We start from the raw sequence: 14,551 nt of genomic DNA, 5'->3' as shown, positions 1-14,551 counted from the left end.
GTAGCCAGTGGGAATGCGGCCCACCGCAAGGATGCCGAAGTTGACTCGGCGTAGCCGGATTCTGATCCTGATCGCGCTGGGTGTGATCGTGCTGTTGCTGGCCGGCCCCCGGCTGATCGACGCGTATGTCGACTGGCTGTGGTTCGGCGAGCTGGGCTACCGCTCGGTGTTCACCACCGTGCTGGTCACCCGCATCGTGGTGTTCCTGGTGGCAGGTCTGCTGGTGGGCGGCATCGTGTTCGGCGGGCTCGCGCTGGCCTACCGCACCCGCCCGGTGTTCGTCCCGAGCAACGACAACGATCCGGTGGCGCGCTATCGGGTTGTCGTGCTGAGCCGGCTGCGATTGGTGGGCATCGGGGTGCCGACGGCGATCGGTTTGCTGGCCGGAATGGTGGCGCAGAGCTACTGGGTGCGCATTCAGTTGTTCCTGCACGGCGGCGACTTCGGCATCGCCGATCCGCAGTTCGGCAAGGACCTCGGCTTCTACGCGTTCGAGTTGCCGTTCTACCGGCTGGTGCTCAGCTACCTGTTCGTGGCGGTGTTCCTGGCCCTGGTGGCTAATCTGGTGTCGCACTACCTGTTCGGCGGGATCAGGCTGTCCGGGCGGGCGGGGGCGTTGAGCCGCTCGGCGCGCATCCAGCTGATCAGCCTGGTCGGGGTGTTGGTGGTGCTCAAGGCGGTGGCGTACTGGCTGGACCGCTACGAGCTGCTCTCACACACCCGCGGAGGCAAGCCGTTCACCGGAGCCGGGTACACCGACATCAACGCGGTGCTGCCGGCCAAGCTGATTTTGATGGCGATCGCTCTGATCTGCGCGGCCGCGGTGTTTTCCGCGATCACGTTGCGCGACTTGCGCATTCCCGCGATCGGCCTGGTATTGCTGTTGCTGTCGTCGCTGATCGTGGGGGCGGGCTGGCCGCTGATCGTCGAGCAGATCAGCGTCAAACCCAATGCGGCGCAGAAGGAAAGCGAATACATCAGCCGAAGTATCGCGGCTACCCGACAGGCCTACGGGCTGACGCCGGACGTGGTGACCTACCGCAACTACACCGGCGACGGGCAGGCGACCGCGCAGCAGGTGGCCGCCGACCGCGCTACCACCTCCAACATCCGCCTGCTCGACCCGACCATCGTCAGCCCGGCGTTCACCCAGTTCCAGCAGGGTAAGAACTTCTACTACTTCCCCGACCAGCTGTCGATCGACCGCTACCAGGACCGTGGCGGCAGTTTGCGCGACTACGTGGTTGCCGCCCGGGAACTCAACCCGGACCGGCTGATCGATAACCAGCGCGACTGGATCAACCGGCACACCGTCTACACCCACGGCAACGGCTTCATCGCTTCGCCGGCCAACACGGTGCGCGGCATCGCCAACGACCCGAACCAGAACGGCGGTTACCCGCAGTTCCTGGTCAACGTCGTCGGGGCGAACGGCAGCATCGTGTCGGACGGCCCGGCCCAGCTGGACCAGCCGCGGGTCTATTTCGGGCCGGTCATCGCCAACGCGGCCGCCGATTACGCGATCGTCGGCAAGACCGGGGCCGACCGCGAGTACGACTACGAGACCAGCACCGAGACCAAGAACTACACCTATACCGGTGCCGGCGGGGTGGCGATCGGCAGCTGGATCTCCCGCAGCGTGTTCGCCGCGAAGTTCGCCGAACGAAACTTCTTGTTCTCCAACGTGATCGGCTCCAATAGCCGGATCCTGTTCAACCGCGACCCCGCCCAGCGGGTGGAGGCGGTGGCGCCGTGGCTGACCACCGACAGCGCGGTGTACCCGGCCATCGTGAACAAGCGGATGGTGTGGATCATCGACGGCTACACCACGCTGGACAACTACCCGTACTCCGAGCTCACCTCGCTGTCCTCGGCGACGGCCGACTCGACCGAGGTGGCGTTTAACCGGCTGGCGCCCGACAAGAAGGTCTCCTACATCCGCAATTCGGTGAAGGCGACCGTGGACGCCTACGACGGCACCGTGACGCTGTATCAGCAGGACGAGAACGATCCGGTGCTCAAGGCCTGGATGCAGGTGTTTCCGGGAACGGTGAAGCCCAAGAGCGACATCAGCCCCGAGTTGGCCGAACACCTGCGCTACCCCGAGGACTTGTTCAAGGTGCAGCGCATGCTGCTGGCCAAGTACCACGTCAACGACCCGGTGACGTTCTTCTCCACCTCGGACTTCTGGGACGTGCCGCTGGACCCCAACCCCACCGCCAGCAGCTACCAGCCGCCGTACTACATCGTCGCGAAAAACATTGCCAAGAACGACAGTTCGGCGTCTTATCAGCTGACCAGCGCGATGAACAGGTTCAAGCGCGACTACCTGGCCGCCTACATCAGCGCCAGTTCGGATCCCGCGACCTACGGCAAGATCACGGTGCTGACCATCCCGGGTCAGGTCAACGGGCCGAAGCTGGCCAACAACGCGATCACCACCGATCCCGCGGTGTCCCAGGACCTCGGCGTGATCGGCCGTGACAACCAGAACCGCATCCGCTGGGGCAATCTGCTCACGCTCCCGGTGGGTCAGGGTGGCCTGCTGTACGTCGAGCCGGTCTACGCATCGCCGGGGGCCAGTGACGCGGCCTCGTCGTATCCGCGGTTGATCCGCGTGGCGATGATGTACAACGACAAGATCGGTTACGGGCCCACCGTGGGTGATGCGCTGACGGCGCTGTTCGGCCCCGGTGCGGGAGCCGCCGCGACCGGAATCCAACCCACCGACGCCGGAGTGCCGGCCGCCCCGCCGGCCAATCCTCCGCCGCCGGCCAACGGGCCGGGGACACCACCGCCGACGGCGGCGATACCGCCCCCGCCTGACGCGTCGACCACGCTGTCGCCCGCCAAAGCCGCTGTGCTGCAAGAGATCCAAGCGGCGATCGGCGCTGCCAGGGACGCGCAGAAGAAGGGCGACTTCGCCGGCTACGGGTCCGCGCTGCAGCGCCTGGACGAAGCCATCACGAAGTTCAACAACACGAAGTAGGCGCTCAGCCGCGCGCCGCGGTGCGGAACCTCTCCCGGTAGGCCTTTGGCGTGACGCCCAGGTGGTCGACGAACACCCGGCGCAGGCTCTCGGCGCTGCCGAACCCCGCCAACCGCGCCGTCTCCGCAACGCTGCGCCCCGCGTCGAGGGCAGCGCGGGCGGCGTCGATGCGCACCATCTCGACGTAGCGGGCCGGCGTCGTCCCGAGTTCGGACTGAAAGAGCCGGGTCAGCTGCCGGGTGCTCAACGAGGCCCGCTGCGCAAGGACGTTCACGCTGTGGTTGTCGGCCGGATTGGCCGAGATCGCCGCTGTGACCTTGCGCAGCGGAGACTGCGGTGGCGGGTCCGCCTCGACCAGTACCGAGAACTGTGACTGCCCGCCCGCGCGCTTGAGGTAGACCACCAGCCATCGGGCCACGGCGCGGACCAGCTCTGTGCCGTAATCCATTTCGACCAGAGCCAGCGCCAAATCGATGCCCGCCGATATCCCGGCCGAGGTGAAGACGTCGCCGTCGCGGACGAAGATTGCGTCCGGCTCAACTGAGATGTCGGGATACGCTCGCGCGAACAACCGGACGTCATGCCAGTGCGTGGTGGCGCGCCGGCCTTGCAACAGCCCGGCCTGCGCCAGAATGAACGATCCCGTGCAGATGGAGGCCAGCCGGCGGGTCCGGCCGGCGATCGACCTGATGGCCTTGACCAGGGAGGGGTCGATGGGGCGCCGAGGCAGGTCGTCGCTGCCGGCGACCAGGACGGTGTCCGCGGATTCGATCGACGTGATTGCGTCGGTGACGCCCAGCCGGGTCCCGATCGACGTGGTGACGTCGCGGCCGTCCACCGACGCGATCCTGAGCTGATAGTCGGCACCGGCGCGGTTGGCTTCGGCGAACACTTCGCCGGCTCCCGCGACATCCAGCATCGTCACGTCGTCGAAGACGACGATCACAATCACGCGAGCCCCCACCCGTCCATTCTGCGGCCATGTCGCTTTCTGTGGGAAAGACGGCGCAAACGGCTACCCGCCGTCAGGGTTTGACCGCCGCAGACTGACCGGATGAGCACTCAATCGATAGACACCATCGCCGGCATCGCCATCCCGGACACGCCACTGGTCCGCGAGGTCACCGACTACATCCGCGCCGCCGAAGACGATCTGCTCTTCGACCACTCCCGGCGGGTGTATCTCTTCGGCGCCCTGCAGGGGCGCCGGCTGGGCCTGCAACCCGACCTCGAGTTGCTGTACGTAGGGGCGATGTTTCACGACATCGGCTTGACCGAGCGCTACCGCACGTCGGCGCAGCGCTTCGAAGTCGACGGCGCCAACGCGGCGCGCGACTTCCTGCTGGAGCGCGGCCACGACCCGGCCGACGCCCGAAAAGTGTGGCTGGGCATCGCCTTACACACCACGCCGGGCGTGCCCGAGTTCCTCGACCCCGAAATCGCCTTGGTCACAGCCGGTGTGGAGACCGACGTGCTGGGCATGGGCCGCGAGGACCTGGCACCGGAGGCACGGGACGCGGTGACTGCGGCGCACCCTCGGCCGGACTTCAAGAACCGCATCATCGCCGCCTTCAACGACGGCATGAAGCACCGCCCGGACAGCACTTTCGGCACCATGAACGACGACGTGCTGGCGCACTTCGACCCGACGTTCCAGCGGGCGAACTTCGTCGACATCATCCTGGGCAACGGGTGGGATGAATGAACAAACGAAAGGACCGACCGTGACCACATCAGTCTCCACCAATCGCCGTAACAGCAACGATATCAACCGATTTCAGGCCCCAGCCGGCTTGTTCGACAATCTGCAGAAAGTGCTCGTCGACCTGATCGAGTTGCACCTGCAGGCCAAGCAGGCGCATTGGAACGTCGTCGGGACGAACTTCCGGGATCTGCATCTGCAACTCGACAGCCTGGTCGACGTCGCGCGGGAAGCCAGCGACACGATCGCCGAACGGATGCGCGCCCTGGACGCCGTTCCCGACGGGCGTTCCGACACGGTCGTCGCCGGCACCACCGTGCCCGCGGCACCGCCGGGGTTGGTCAGCGTCGCCGACACCGTCGACATCATCACCACTCGGATTCACGCCGTCGTAGGCACCCTGCGCGCAGTGCACGACGACGTCGACGACGCGGACCCCACCACCGCGGACCTACTGCACGCCATCATCGACGACCTGGAGAAGCAGGCTTGGCTGCTCAAGGCCGAGACCGAGACGGCGTAAAGCTCAGGTCCCCTTGACGTTCAGGATCTGCCGCAACGAGGTCACCACGTCGACCAGGGATGCGGCGTCGACCATGACCTGGTCAATATCCTTGTACGCCTGCGGAATCTCGTCGATCCACTCCCTGCCGTGCCGGTATTCGATGCCCAGCATTGCGTCGGCCAGGTCCTGCTCATTGAACAGTTCCTTGGCCTTGGTCCTGCTGAACCGCCGGCCGGCTCCGTGCGGAGCCGACCACAGACCGTCTGCGTTTCCCTTGCCCCGCACGATGTATGAGCGGGTGCCCATCGAGCCGGGAATGATGCCCAGCTTGCCTTCGGTGGCATCGATTGCGCCCTTGCGGGTCAGCCACACGGTTTCGCCTTGGATGGTGGTCGGCACCGTGTAGTTGTGATGCGTGTTGATGCGCTCGACCTCCACGCGCTGCGCCTGGGCCCCGATCCACTCCGCGAACACGTGGATGAACCGGTCCATCATCTCGGCCCGGTTCAGGTAGGCGAAGCGCTGAGCCCACGTCAAATCCTTGATGTAGCGGTCGAATTCGGGTGTGCCCTCCTGAAGGTACGCCAGGTCTCGGTTCGGCAGCCTGATCGATGGGTTGGCCGTGCACTGGTCCAGGGCGATCTTGATGTGCCGCTGGGCGATCTTGTTGCCGACGCCGCGGGAGCCGCTGTGCAGAAACAGCCAGACGTTGTCGTCGGTGTCCAGGCACAGTTCGATGAAATGGTTGCCGCCGCCGAGAGATCCCAGCTGCTGCAACCACTTCGGGCTGTGCGACAGGTCGACGTCGAGGTCCTGCTGTAGCTTCAGCAGCTCGTCGTGCTTGCGGGCGGTGAACGAAAACCGTTGCAGGCTCTTGTTGTAGTTGCCGGGGGAAAGCGGGATCGCATCCTCGACCGCTTGGCGCAGTGCCGACAGCTTGGGTCGGTAGTCGCCAAACCGGTCGGCCAGGTCCTGCTCGGTGAATCGGGTCTTGGCCGCGACCATTCCGCAGCCGATGTCGACGCCGACCGCAGCCGGGATCACCGCGCCCCGGGTGGGGATGACGGTTCCGACCGCCGACCCCTTGCCCAGGTGCGCGTCGGGCATCAGTGAGACGTGCGGGTGCACGAACGGCATCGACGCGGTGACCTTGGCCTGCTCGACGGTGTTGCCGGCGATGTCTGTGGCGAAGTTGAGCAGCTTGGGCCCGAGCTGTTCGGGCATGACGGTCTCCTTGAACGTGGGTTGGCTGGTGAACGGTATTCCCGGTGGCGCGGCAGATGCAACGGATTTTCGCCCGGGCCGGCTGCCTCAGTGCTGGTGAGCACGCGATTTGGAGAGGTCGCCACGCGTTGGGTAACCTTGCGTTTACCGACGCGGGGTGGAGCAGCTCGGTAGCTCGCTGGGCTCATAACCCAGAGGTCGCAGGTTCGAATCCTGTCCCCGCTACAAAGTGGGATGGCCTCCGGAGACTTCTCCGGGGGCCATTTTTTTTCCCGATAGGAACCTCGTGGGGAACATTCGCCAAGCTAACGTTTTCTTGGCGGTCCACGTTTGAGGTCGAGTAATCGAAGGTTCAGCAGGCGGTAGGTGGGAGGAGGCTACGATCGCGAATCATGACTGAAGGAGCTCCTCGACCGTCGGCACAAGCGCAGGCCGGCGCGATTGCCCCGCTCGATGTCGTCGGCTCCGGAGTCCTTCCCCCGGTCGATGCCAAAGTGCGCCGACTTTTCTGGCTGCTCGAGCGCTTCGCGCCCTCGTTGGGATCACGGTGGGCAGTCGAGTTGTGGTGCACCCCACCGATTCTCGAATCTAGTCTGCGCATGCCGCCGGGTGTGTCCCCAGGCAGGCCGATAGAAGCGTATTGGGATGGGCATCGGGTCGCTGGCGAGGAGTGGGGCGAGGGACGGCCGATTTATCTGGTCCATGGGTGGGGCGGCCAGCGCGCGCATCTGGCAATCTTCGTCAAACCGCTGGTGGAGGCTGGGTATCGAGTCGTTGCTTTCGACTTGCCCAGCCACAACGAATCCGATCCGGGTGCGCTCGCGCCCGGGCGTACCACCGCCACCGAGTGCGCCGACGCGATTGCGGCCATGATCGAGGCCCACGGGCCAGCCCATGCGGTAGTGGCTCACTCACTCGGAGCGAACGCGACTGCGCTGGCGGCGGCGCAGGGCGCACCCGTAGGGCGCTTGGTCCTATTGGCGCCAATGGGCGATTTTCCCCTCTATCTCGACTGGTTCGCCGCACGCCACGGCTTCGGTCGCCGGATCCGCGCGGGTCTGCACCGCCGGCTGGAAAAGCGAATCGCTATGCCGCTGGAAGAGACGAACATGACGCGGATCGGTCGGCGAGCCAACTACCCACCATTGCTCCTGATCCACGACCCCGACGACCCGGACAGCCCCTATGCCGCCACCGAGCGACTGGCCGCTGCGTGGCAAGGTGCACAATTTCTGACCACCAAAGGGCTCGGCCGCTTAGCGCATTACCGAATCCTGCGCCACCGCCCCGCTATTCGCGCCGGGGTGGAATTCATCGGTGCAACCACGCGCCCATAGCTCGAATCGAGGCTTGCGACTGGGCTTTAGGACTGCCCGTCGCCGCCGTCATTGGTGACCGAGTTGACCACCCCGAGCACCATCTCCAGGGTGGCCTGCTCCGCCAGTGTCCGCTCCTCACCCGATTCGTACTGTGCCCGTTCAAGGTCGGCGAGCAGGGCGAAGACGACGGTGATCAAGCCCCGGGTGTGAAGCGCCCGAAGAGCGTCCGGCCAGGGCGGGGCAAGGGCTTCGAGGCGTCGCACGATCAGGGTGGTCGCGGCCCAGTCGCGCCGGCCGGTGAGGTCGATACCCGGGTAGTCGCGGATCTTCTCCATGAACCGCGCATGGAAGCCGGGAGCGCACGCACGCTGGTATTCGAAGACCGGTCCGAGCAACGCCTCCAGCAGTCCGCGGGCGGTGAAGTCGGCTCCTGCCTCGAGTGCGGCGAGCCGCTCGAGGCGTTGCGGCTCGAAGACGCTCTGTCGTGCCTCGACGACCGCGGTGATGAGTTGTTCCCGGGTGCCGAAGTGGTAGCGGATCGCGGCGCTGTTGCGCTGCCCGGCTGCGGCTACCACCTGGCGCAGCGACACGGCGGGACCTTGCTCGGCGATGAGCCGTTCGGCGGTGTCGATGAGCGTTACCCGGGCGGGTTCTCTGCTGCCCTCTTCCACGCCGCAGACTCTATCACGATCGTATTGCAGAAATAACCCATTTGTATTAGCGTGCCAAACGGCAGGGCGGCCGATTGCCGCTCAGACTCCGGAGGGTCCTCAATGTCTGAACTTGGTCAAATCCCCACCGATGCGGCAGCGATCACGCCCGAGCTCATCGAGCAGTTGATCGGCACCCTCAATCCCGGCGTCGGGGTGCGCGACCTCCGAGTCCGCAGGGTGTGGCAGTGGGGTGAGGGCGACGCGGTGTCGACGTCCGGACGCGTCGATCTGGAGCTGACGTACGACGGGGCGGGTACCGGTCTGCCCCGGCGGGTCGTGCTGAAGCTCGCTCGGCCGGACCTGCCGGCCTATCCGCTCTACCGCAACGAGGTTCAGGCGTACAGCCGCCTGTGGCCCTGGACCATGGTTCGCACCCCGCAATGCTTGGGGGCATGGTTCGACGCGGCCACCGGAAGTTTCGGCCTGGCCCTGGAGGACCTCACCGCCCGGGGGGCACAGTTTCCGTCCGTGGCGTCATCGCCGTCGTTGGCGAGCCTGGAAGACGCCATCCGGCAGCTCGCGGGATTCCATGCGCGGCACTGGGGAACGCGCGCCGACTGGTCGGCCCCCGAGCTCAAGTGGGCGCAGACGCAGGTTGCCGGAGAACTGCACGAACTGTTCACCCATCCCGATCTCGTGCCGGCGATGATCGCCGACGAGGTGGGCAACAACCTGCACAAGCGGGAATTGGTGCAGTCGGTAAACGAGAGCACGGACTCGCTGTACGAGAAGGTGCAGCTGGTCCAGCGCCATCAGTCACAGCTGCAGCAGACTCTGGTGCACGGTGACTGCCACGTGGGCAACACCTTCGTGCTCCCCGACGGCTCAATGGGATTCGTGGACTGGCAGCTCAGCGTCCGCGGCTACTACATGCACGACCTGTCCTATCTGATCGTCACCGGACTGGACGTCGCGCAACGGCGCGCCCACGAACGACGGCTCATCGACTTGCACCTGAGCCTGCTGCGCGGCCACGGCATCGAGGATCTGCCGACACCCGCCGAGGCGTTCGAGGAGTACCGCCGTGCGCAGGCGTGGAACACCTACATCGGTTGGCTTACCTGCCCGGTGGAGAACTACGGCTGGGAGATCAACGTGGGCAACCACATTCGGCTGCTGACCGCCTACCGCGACCTGGACTCCGGTCGTGCCATCGAGTCGATCCGCTGAAGCGAAGCGGCACCGCTTCGCGTGCGCAGCCGCTCGGCCAGCCACGGCAGCGTCACCGCAAAGGCATTCGCGGCCGACGGCCAGTCGTGTTTGCCGGGCAGCGCGATCACCTCGCAGGCAATGCCGCTGGCGGCACCTGTCTCGCACAGCGCCTCCGCGGCGTCTTGCCCCACGCCGTCGTGATCGCCAGACGTGCCGGGCACCGCGAACAGGCCGGACAGGTCGGTGTACTGGCCATGCCGGCCGATCGCCGTCCTGGGGTCGAACCGCCAGTATGCATCCGCTTCACCGCCGAAGAGCCGGTCGATAGTTTGTTCCCGGTTGCCGGCGTTCGGGCCCACATCGCCGCCTATGTCGACGAAAGCGCTGAAGGTGTTCGGGTGCATCACCGCCAGATCGACGGCACAGGTACCCCCGGAGGAGAAGCCGACCACGCCCCACTTCGGCTCTCCGCCAAGGCCGAACAGCTCATTGATTTCCGGAATCACCTCCGCGGTCAGGTGCTCCGCGGCATTGCCGCGCGGTCCGTCGACGCACTCGGTGTCGACCGTGAATCCACCGGTGGCGTCGGCGAAAACAGCGATCGGGGCGTTGCCGCCGTGCGCGGCGGCGTACGCATCGAGGGCGGTGGTGGCATTGCCGACGCGAATCCAGTCGGCCGGAGTGCCGAATTCGCCTCCTATCATCAGGATCGCCAGAAGCGGCGTGGACGGTGTCCCGGCGAACCAGGCCGGCGGCAGGTAGACCCAGTCGCGGCGGTGTGAAAACCCGGACACCTTGGTGCCCGTCGTCACCGCCACCAGCTTTCCGCGTTGCACCGCAGCGCCTTTGCGCTGCAGGGCGTAGGCGGTTCCGATGTGAACCTGATCCTGCAGTGGCCTGTTGGTGAGCTGGCTCCATGCGGCATCAACGGTGGGGAAGTAACCCAGCCAGCTGTTGATCGTCAAACCGGTGCTCAGTAAGCAGAACGATGTCGCGAATACCGATGCATTGCGGCGCCATCCGCCGGCACCACGCCACCCGGCAACGGCCGTGGCGGCGGCGAGTCCGAAAAGGAAGACCCACAACCAAAGTCGTCGTGGCGCGGGCTCACTGGCGATTCCGAGCGTGTCGTACGCCCAATGCGCCGCCGCGACGGTCACCGCCCCCGCGGTGACTGCCGACGGAATCCACACCAGGCGCCACCGCCGCCCACGCCACCCGATTCCATAAAGCAGCGCCACAGCGGTGACGAATTGCACCACGGCGGGAATAGTTCCATGCATCAGCGAGGCGTGCCCCACGGCGACCCTTCATTCGGCAGATCGACAGTGTTACCCGCAGCCGAGCGGTGAAAACGTGGCACGCCGCCGCCGGAGTTCGACGAGGTCTTTTCGGCTTCTGCGGGGCTGTTTATCATCATGGTGCGATTTGCCCATGACGGGTTTTCGCCGGCACTTCCTGGGAAGTTGATACCTACGGCAGGCGTGGCACCTGGAGGGGGACGTGACGTCGATGTTCGACACGAGGGATCGGCATGGCAGCACTGAGAACGGGTGAAGGTTTCCCTGACGTCGTCGTCACCGGGGTGGCGTCCACGACGTCACTCGCCCCAGATGCCGAGGAAACCTGGCAGCAACTGTTGCAGGGCAGCAGCGGAATTCGCAAATTGGATAAGGACTTCGTCACCGAATTCGATTCGCCGGTGCGCATCGGGGGTCCGTTACGCGAAGATCTGGACGAGCAATTCGGCCGCGTCGAGTTGCGCCGGTTCGCGTTCATGCAGAAGCTGTCGGCGGTGGTGAGCCGGCGCCTGTGGGAGCAGGCCGGCTCGCCCGAGGTCGACACCAATCGGCTGATGGTGTCGGTCGGCCTGGGCTTGGGCAGCACCGAGGACATCCCGCTCTGGCACAACATCTGGAAGGTCAAGGGCCTGAAGGCGATCTCGCCGATTTCGGTGCAGAAATACATGCCGAACGCGCCTGCTGCGGTGATCGGACTGGACCGCGAGGCGAAAGCGGGCGTCGAGACGTCGGTGATGGCTGACGCGTCAGGCACCGCGGCCATCGCGCAAGCGTGGCAGAACATCGTCCTCGGAGAAGCCGACATGGCGATCTGCGGCGGTGTCGAGACCGTGATCGAGGCGGTTCCCCTGGCCACGTTTTGGCAGCTCGGCATGCTTTCCACCAACAACGACGACCCGACCGGTGCCTGCCGCCCGTTCGACAAGCACCGCGACGGCATGGTGCTGGCCGAAGGCGGCGCGATGATGCTGGTGGAGACCGAGGAACACGCGAAAGCGCGGGGCGCGCCCATCCTGGCCCGGCTGATGGGCGCCGCCGTCACGTCCGACGGATGCGACGCCGTGCTGCCGGACCCGGCCGGTGAGCGCGCCGGCGACGCCATCAGCCGTGCCGTCTACCTGGCCGGACTGGCGCCGGCCGACATCGACCTCGTCAAGGCGCACGCGACGGGAACCACGTTCGGTGACGCGGCCGAGGCGCGCGCGATCCACCGGGCACTCGGTGAGCACTCGCCCGCCGTATACGCGCCGAAGGCTGCACTGGGAAATTCACTGGGGGCGGCCGGCGCGATCGAGGCGGTGCTCACCGTTCAGGCGCTGCGTGACCAAATCGTGCCGCCCACTTTGAATTTCACCGAACCGGACCCTGAAGTCGCGCTGGACGTCGTCGCCGGCGAGCCGCGTCGCGGCAATTACCGCTACGCCGTCGCAGAGTCGTTCGGCTTCGGCGGAAACAACGTCGCGGTGGTGTTCGGCGCGGCCTGACTCACTTGCGCCCCCGACGTCGTCGGCCCGGCCAACCGGTCGCCCATTCCGACATCGACAATCACTCGGGTCTCGTCCCGGTTTTCGGTGTCCGGCGCCGCCCCCAGGGGTAGACACACCGGGGCGCGCATCCACCCAGTCTTGCCCGGGACGCCAACCTGACACCTATTATTCGTCGGGTGTTCACCGGCGAGCTGCGCGCAGCGCAGTGGCGATCCCAGGCGGGCCGCCTGTGGGCGCCGACCGCCGTCGCGCTCATCGCTGCCGTATTGATCGGCCTGCAGATCACGGCCAGCGGCTCGGGGTTTGTGGGTCCGCTGCGCAGCCTGGCCGGCGACTATTTCGGCACGCCGACGTCGGCCACCGTTCCGTGGGTGAGTCTGGGCGTGGCGATGGTCGGGTTGTCGCGCCACTACCGGCTCTGGTCGTTGTCGCTGGCAGCGGCCCTTGACGTGGTTTTCGCGGCGGTGCGGCTGGCGCGAGGGGGTGCGTGGACGCTCGGCAACGGTCCGCTGATCGTGCTCACCGGTTTGGCGGTGATCGTCGCGTGGCGGCGCTGGGCCAGGGAGGAACACGGCACGGCCCTGCGGGGAGTCGCTTTCGGCCTGCTGCTCATCATCGCCACGAAGGTCGGCGACAGCTGGTTGCGCATTACCGCGATCCTGCGGCCGGTGGTCATGGACGAGTACGCACTGCTGGCCGATCACGCCCTCGCGCAACCGTCGTGGCTACTGGGCCGGCTCCTGCATGCGGGTGGTCCGGTTCTCAACGCGGCGTTTCACTGGGTGTACATCGAATTGCCCGTCGCGGCAATGGTGGTCGCGATCTATCAACTGCGCAACGTCAGCATCGGCGGCTGGCCACGGCATTTCCTGATCCCGACATTCCTCGTGCTCGGCCTGATCGGGCCGCTGATCTACGTGTTCTTCCCGTTGGTCGGCCCGGATTTCGCCTTCGGGAGCGCGGGCCGGGGATTCGAAGTCGGCGACTTCTGGCCGCACTCCGTGCCGCGGATCAATTTGTCGCCCAGGGCAATTGCCTTCGACGGATCAACCCCACGCAACTGCATGCCCTCAATGCACACGGCGTGGGCGCTGGCGGTGTTCCTGCACTCCCGCGGGGGACCGCGGTGGCTGCGGATAGGTGGCGCGCTGTGGCTGGTGTGCACCGTCGCCGCGACCCTCGGCTTCGGGTATCACTACGGCGTCGATCTTCTGGCGGGCGGGGTGCTGTGCCTGACGGTGGAGTCGGCGTTGCGGGAACCGGTGCGCGACCGGGTGTGGTGGCGGATCGGCATGACGGGTTTCGGCGCCGCGTTCCTGGCGGCATTGTTGGTGTGTTGTCGCTATTTTGCGGCGGACATGGCGCGCTTCTCGGTGCCCTTCGGGGTGCTCATCGTCGGCACGCTGGCGGCATTCAGCGCCGCCTTCTACGTGACCTACTTCGCCCGGCAGGCGGCGCCCGCCGACGACAGAAGCCTGCCGGTACGCGGCGTTTTCGTAGGTCAGGGTTCGTCGGCTGTGTCCTGATGCGCCGCGGCGATGCCGTTGATGATGCCGGTGAGGAGCCGGTCGAGATGGTGGCCATCGTCGAACGCCCGTTGGCTGGCGACCAGCCGCAGGAACAAGCCACTGACGAAATTCAAGGTGGCAGAGACCTGTTCGTCGACGGTCGCCGGGGCGAGTTCACGGCCCGGCTGCGACCGGATGACGATGTCGCGCTGAATCCGGGTGAGCAGCTGCACGTTCTCGTGAAACACGGCCGTCAGATCCGGGTCCCTGTTGGCCTGCAGAATGAGTTCGAACCGGGCCTTGGTGCGGCTGAGCCGGGGCTCCTGCGCCGAGAGCATGATCAGGGCCGCCAGAGGAGAAATGCCGCCCGAGTCGTCCTCGCGGGGTCCGAGCACCGCGGACAGGTCGGCCAGGTCCAGCTCGCACACCCGCCGGGTGGTCGCCAACAGCAGCGCGGCGCGGGTACGGAAGTAGAACGACGTACTGCCGGCGGGCAGGCCGGCCCGCTGATCCACCTTCGGATGACTCAGGCCTTTGGCGCCCTCCTCGGCGAGCAACTGAATCGCGGTGTCGCACAACAACCTGCGACGGTGTTCACCCTTGGCCCTGTGTGGAGTCACGATGGGCTGGATCATACCGGCTATTGCGCCT

The 14,551-nt window shown here is 66.2% G+C and carries 12 protein-coding genes and 1 tRNA gene; 8 read left to right on the top strand and 5 right to left on the bottom strand.

Annotated features, from left to right (window positions below):
- Positions 1 to 7: 7 nt before the first annotated feature.
- Positions 8 to 2,989 carry a UPF0182 family protein gene (locus QXH22_RS06505; protein WP_306241896.1) on the top strand — a complete coding sequence of 994 codons (2,982 nt, stop codon included), beginning with the start codon at positions 8 to 10 and terminating at the stop codon, positions 2,987 to 2,989.
- Between the two features lie 4 nt (positions 2,990 to 2,993).
- On the opposite strand, the gene QXH22_RS06500 is transcribed toward QXH22_RS06505, so the two are convergent.
- Positions 2,994 to 3,908 carry a GlxA family transcriptional regulator gene (locus QXH22_RS06500; protein WP_371934210.1) on the bottom strand — a complete coding sequence of 305 codons (915 nt, stop codon included), beginning with the start codon at positions 3,906 to 3,908 and terminating at the stop codon, positions 2,994 to 2,996.
- A gap of 135 nt (positions 3,909 to 4,043) precedes the next feature.
- On the opposite strand from QXH22_RS06500, the gene QXH22_RS06495 reads away from it, so the two are divergent.
- On the top strand, positions 4,044 to 4,694 hold the full coding sequence (locus tag QXH22_RS06495) for an HD domain-containing protein (protein WP_306275206.1): 651 nt from the start codon (positions 4,044 to 4,046) through the stop codon (positions 4,692 to 4,694).
- 19 nt (positions 4,695 to 4,713) lie between these two features.
- A complete protein-coding gene (locus QXH22_RS06490) occupies positions 4,714 to 5,214 on the top strand; it encodes a Dps family protein (RefSeq protein WP_306275205.1) in 501 nt (166 codons plus the stop codon).
- A 3-nt stretch (positions 5,215 to 5,217) separates the two neighbouring features.
- Here the strand turns inward: QXH22_RS06490 and QXH22_RS06485 are convergent, their stop codons facing one another.
- Positions 5,218 to 6,420 (bottom strand): RtcB family protein, encoded by a 1,203-nt coding sequence (locus QXH22_RS06485; protein WP_306275204.1) that lies wholly within the window; start codon positions 6,418 to 6,420, stop codon positions 5,218 to 5,220.
- Between the two features lie 151 nt (positions 6,421 to 6,571).
- Between QXH22_RS06485 and QXH22_RS06480 the strand changes: the two genes are divergently transcribed.
- Positions 6,572 to 6,645: transfer RNA gene (locus tag QXH22_RS06480), tRNA-Met, on the top strand.
- A gap of 167 nt (positions 6,646 to 6,812) precedes the next feature.
- The gene (locus tag QXH22_RS06475) at positions 6,813 to 7,757 is read left to right on the top strand and encodes an alpha/beta fold hydrolase (protein ID WP_306275203.1); all 945 of its coding nucleotides are present in this window, start codon (positions 6,813 to 6,815) and stop codon (positions 7,755 to 7,757) included.
- Between the two features lie 26 nt (positions 7,758 to 7,783).
- Here the strand turns inward: QXH22_RS06475 and QXH22_RS06470 are convergent, their stop codons facing one another.
- Entirely contained in the window at positions 7,784 to 8,410 is a 627-nt protein-coding gene (locus tag QXH22_RS06470) for a TetR family transcriptional regulator (protein ID WP_306275201.1), read from the bottom strand.
- A 102-nt stretch (positions 8,411 to 8,512) separates the two neighbouring features.
- On the opposite strand from QXH22_RS06470, the gene QXH22_RS06465 reads away from it, so the two are divergent.
- Positions 8,513 to 9,622, top strand: coding sequence for a phosphotransferase (locus tag QXH22_RS06465; protein WP_306275200.1), 1,110 nt, complete (start codon positions 8,513 to 8,515; stop codon positions 9,620 to 9,622).
- On the opposite strand, the gene QXH22_RS06460 is transcribed toward QXH22_RS06465, so the two are convergent.
- Entirely contained in the window at positions 9,577 to 10,866 is a 1,290-nt protein-coding gene (locus QXH22_RS06460) for an alpha/beta hydrolase family protein (RefSeq protein WP_306275199.1), read from the bottom strand. The genes QXH22_RS06465 and QXH22_RS06460 overlap by 46 nt on opposite strands.
- Positions 10,867 to 11,138: 272 nt before the next feature.
- Here QXH22_RS06460 and QXH22_RS06455 point away from each other — a divergent pair, with 272 nt between their 5' ends.
- Both QXH22_RS06455 and QXH22_RS06450 read left to right on the top strand, forming a co-directional pair.
- Positions 11,139 to 12,389 carry a KasA/KasB family beta-ketoacyl-ACP synthase gene (locus tag QXH22_RS06455; protein ID WP_306275198.1) on the top strand — a complete coding sequence of 417 codons (1,251 nt, stop codon included), beginning with the start codon at positions 11,139 to 11,141 and terminating at the stop codon, positions 12,387 to 12,389.
- Between the two features lie 179 nt (positions 12,390 to 12,568).
- Entirely contained in the window at positions 12,569 to 13,918 is a 1,350-nt protein-coding gene (locus QXH22_RS06450; RefSeq protein WP_306275197.1) for a DUF5933 domain-containing protein, read from the top strand.
- Here QXH22_RS06450 and QXH22_RS06445 read toward each other — a convergent pair.
- Complete coding sequence (locus tag QXH22_RS06445; RefSeq protein ID WP_306241886.1) at positions 13,894 to 14,520, bottom strand: TetR/AcrR family transcriptional regulator; 627 nt, start codon at positions 14,518 to 14,520, stop codon at positions 13,894 to 13,896. The two genes, QXH22_RS06450 and QXH22_RS06445, sit on opposite strands and share 25 nt — an antisense overlap.
- Between the last annotated feature and the right edge of the window lie 31 nt (positions 14,521 to 14,551).

The organism is Mycobacterium sp. TY814 (assembly GCF_030755175.1).
In the GTDB taxonomy this organism is placed as follows: domain Bacteria; phylum Actinomycetota; class Actinomycetes; order Mycobacteriales; family Mycobacteriaceae; genus Mycobacterium.
This window is presented reverse-complemented; position numbering and strand designations above follow the sequence as displayed.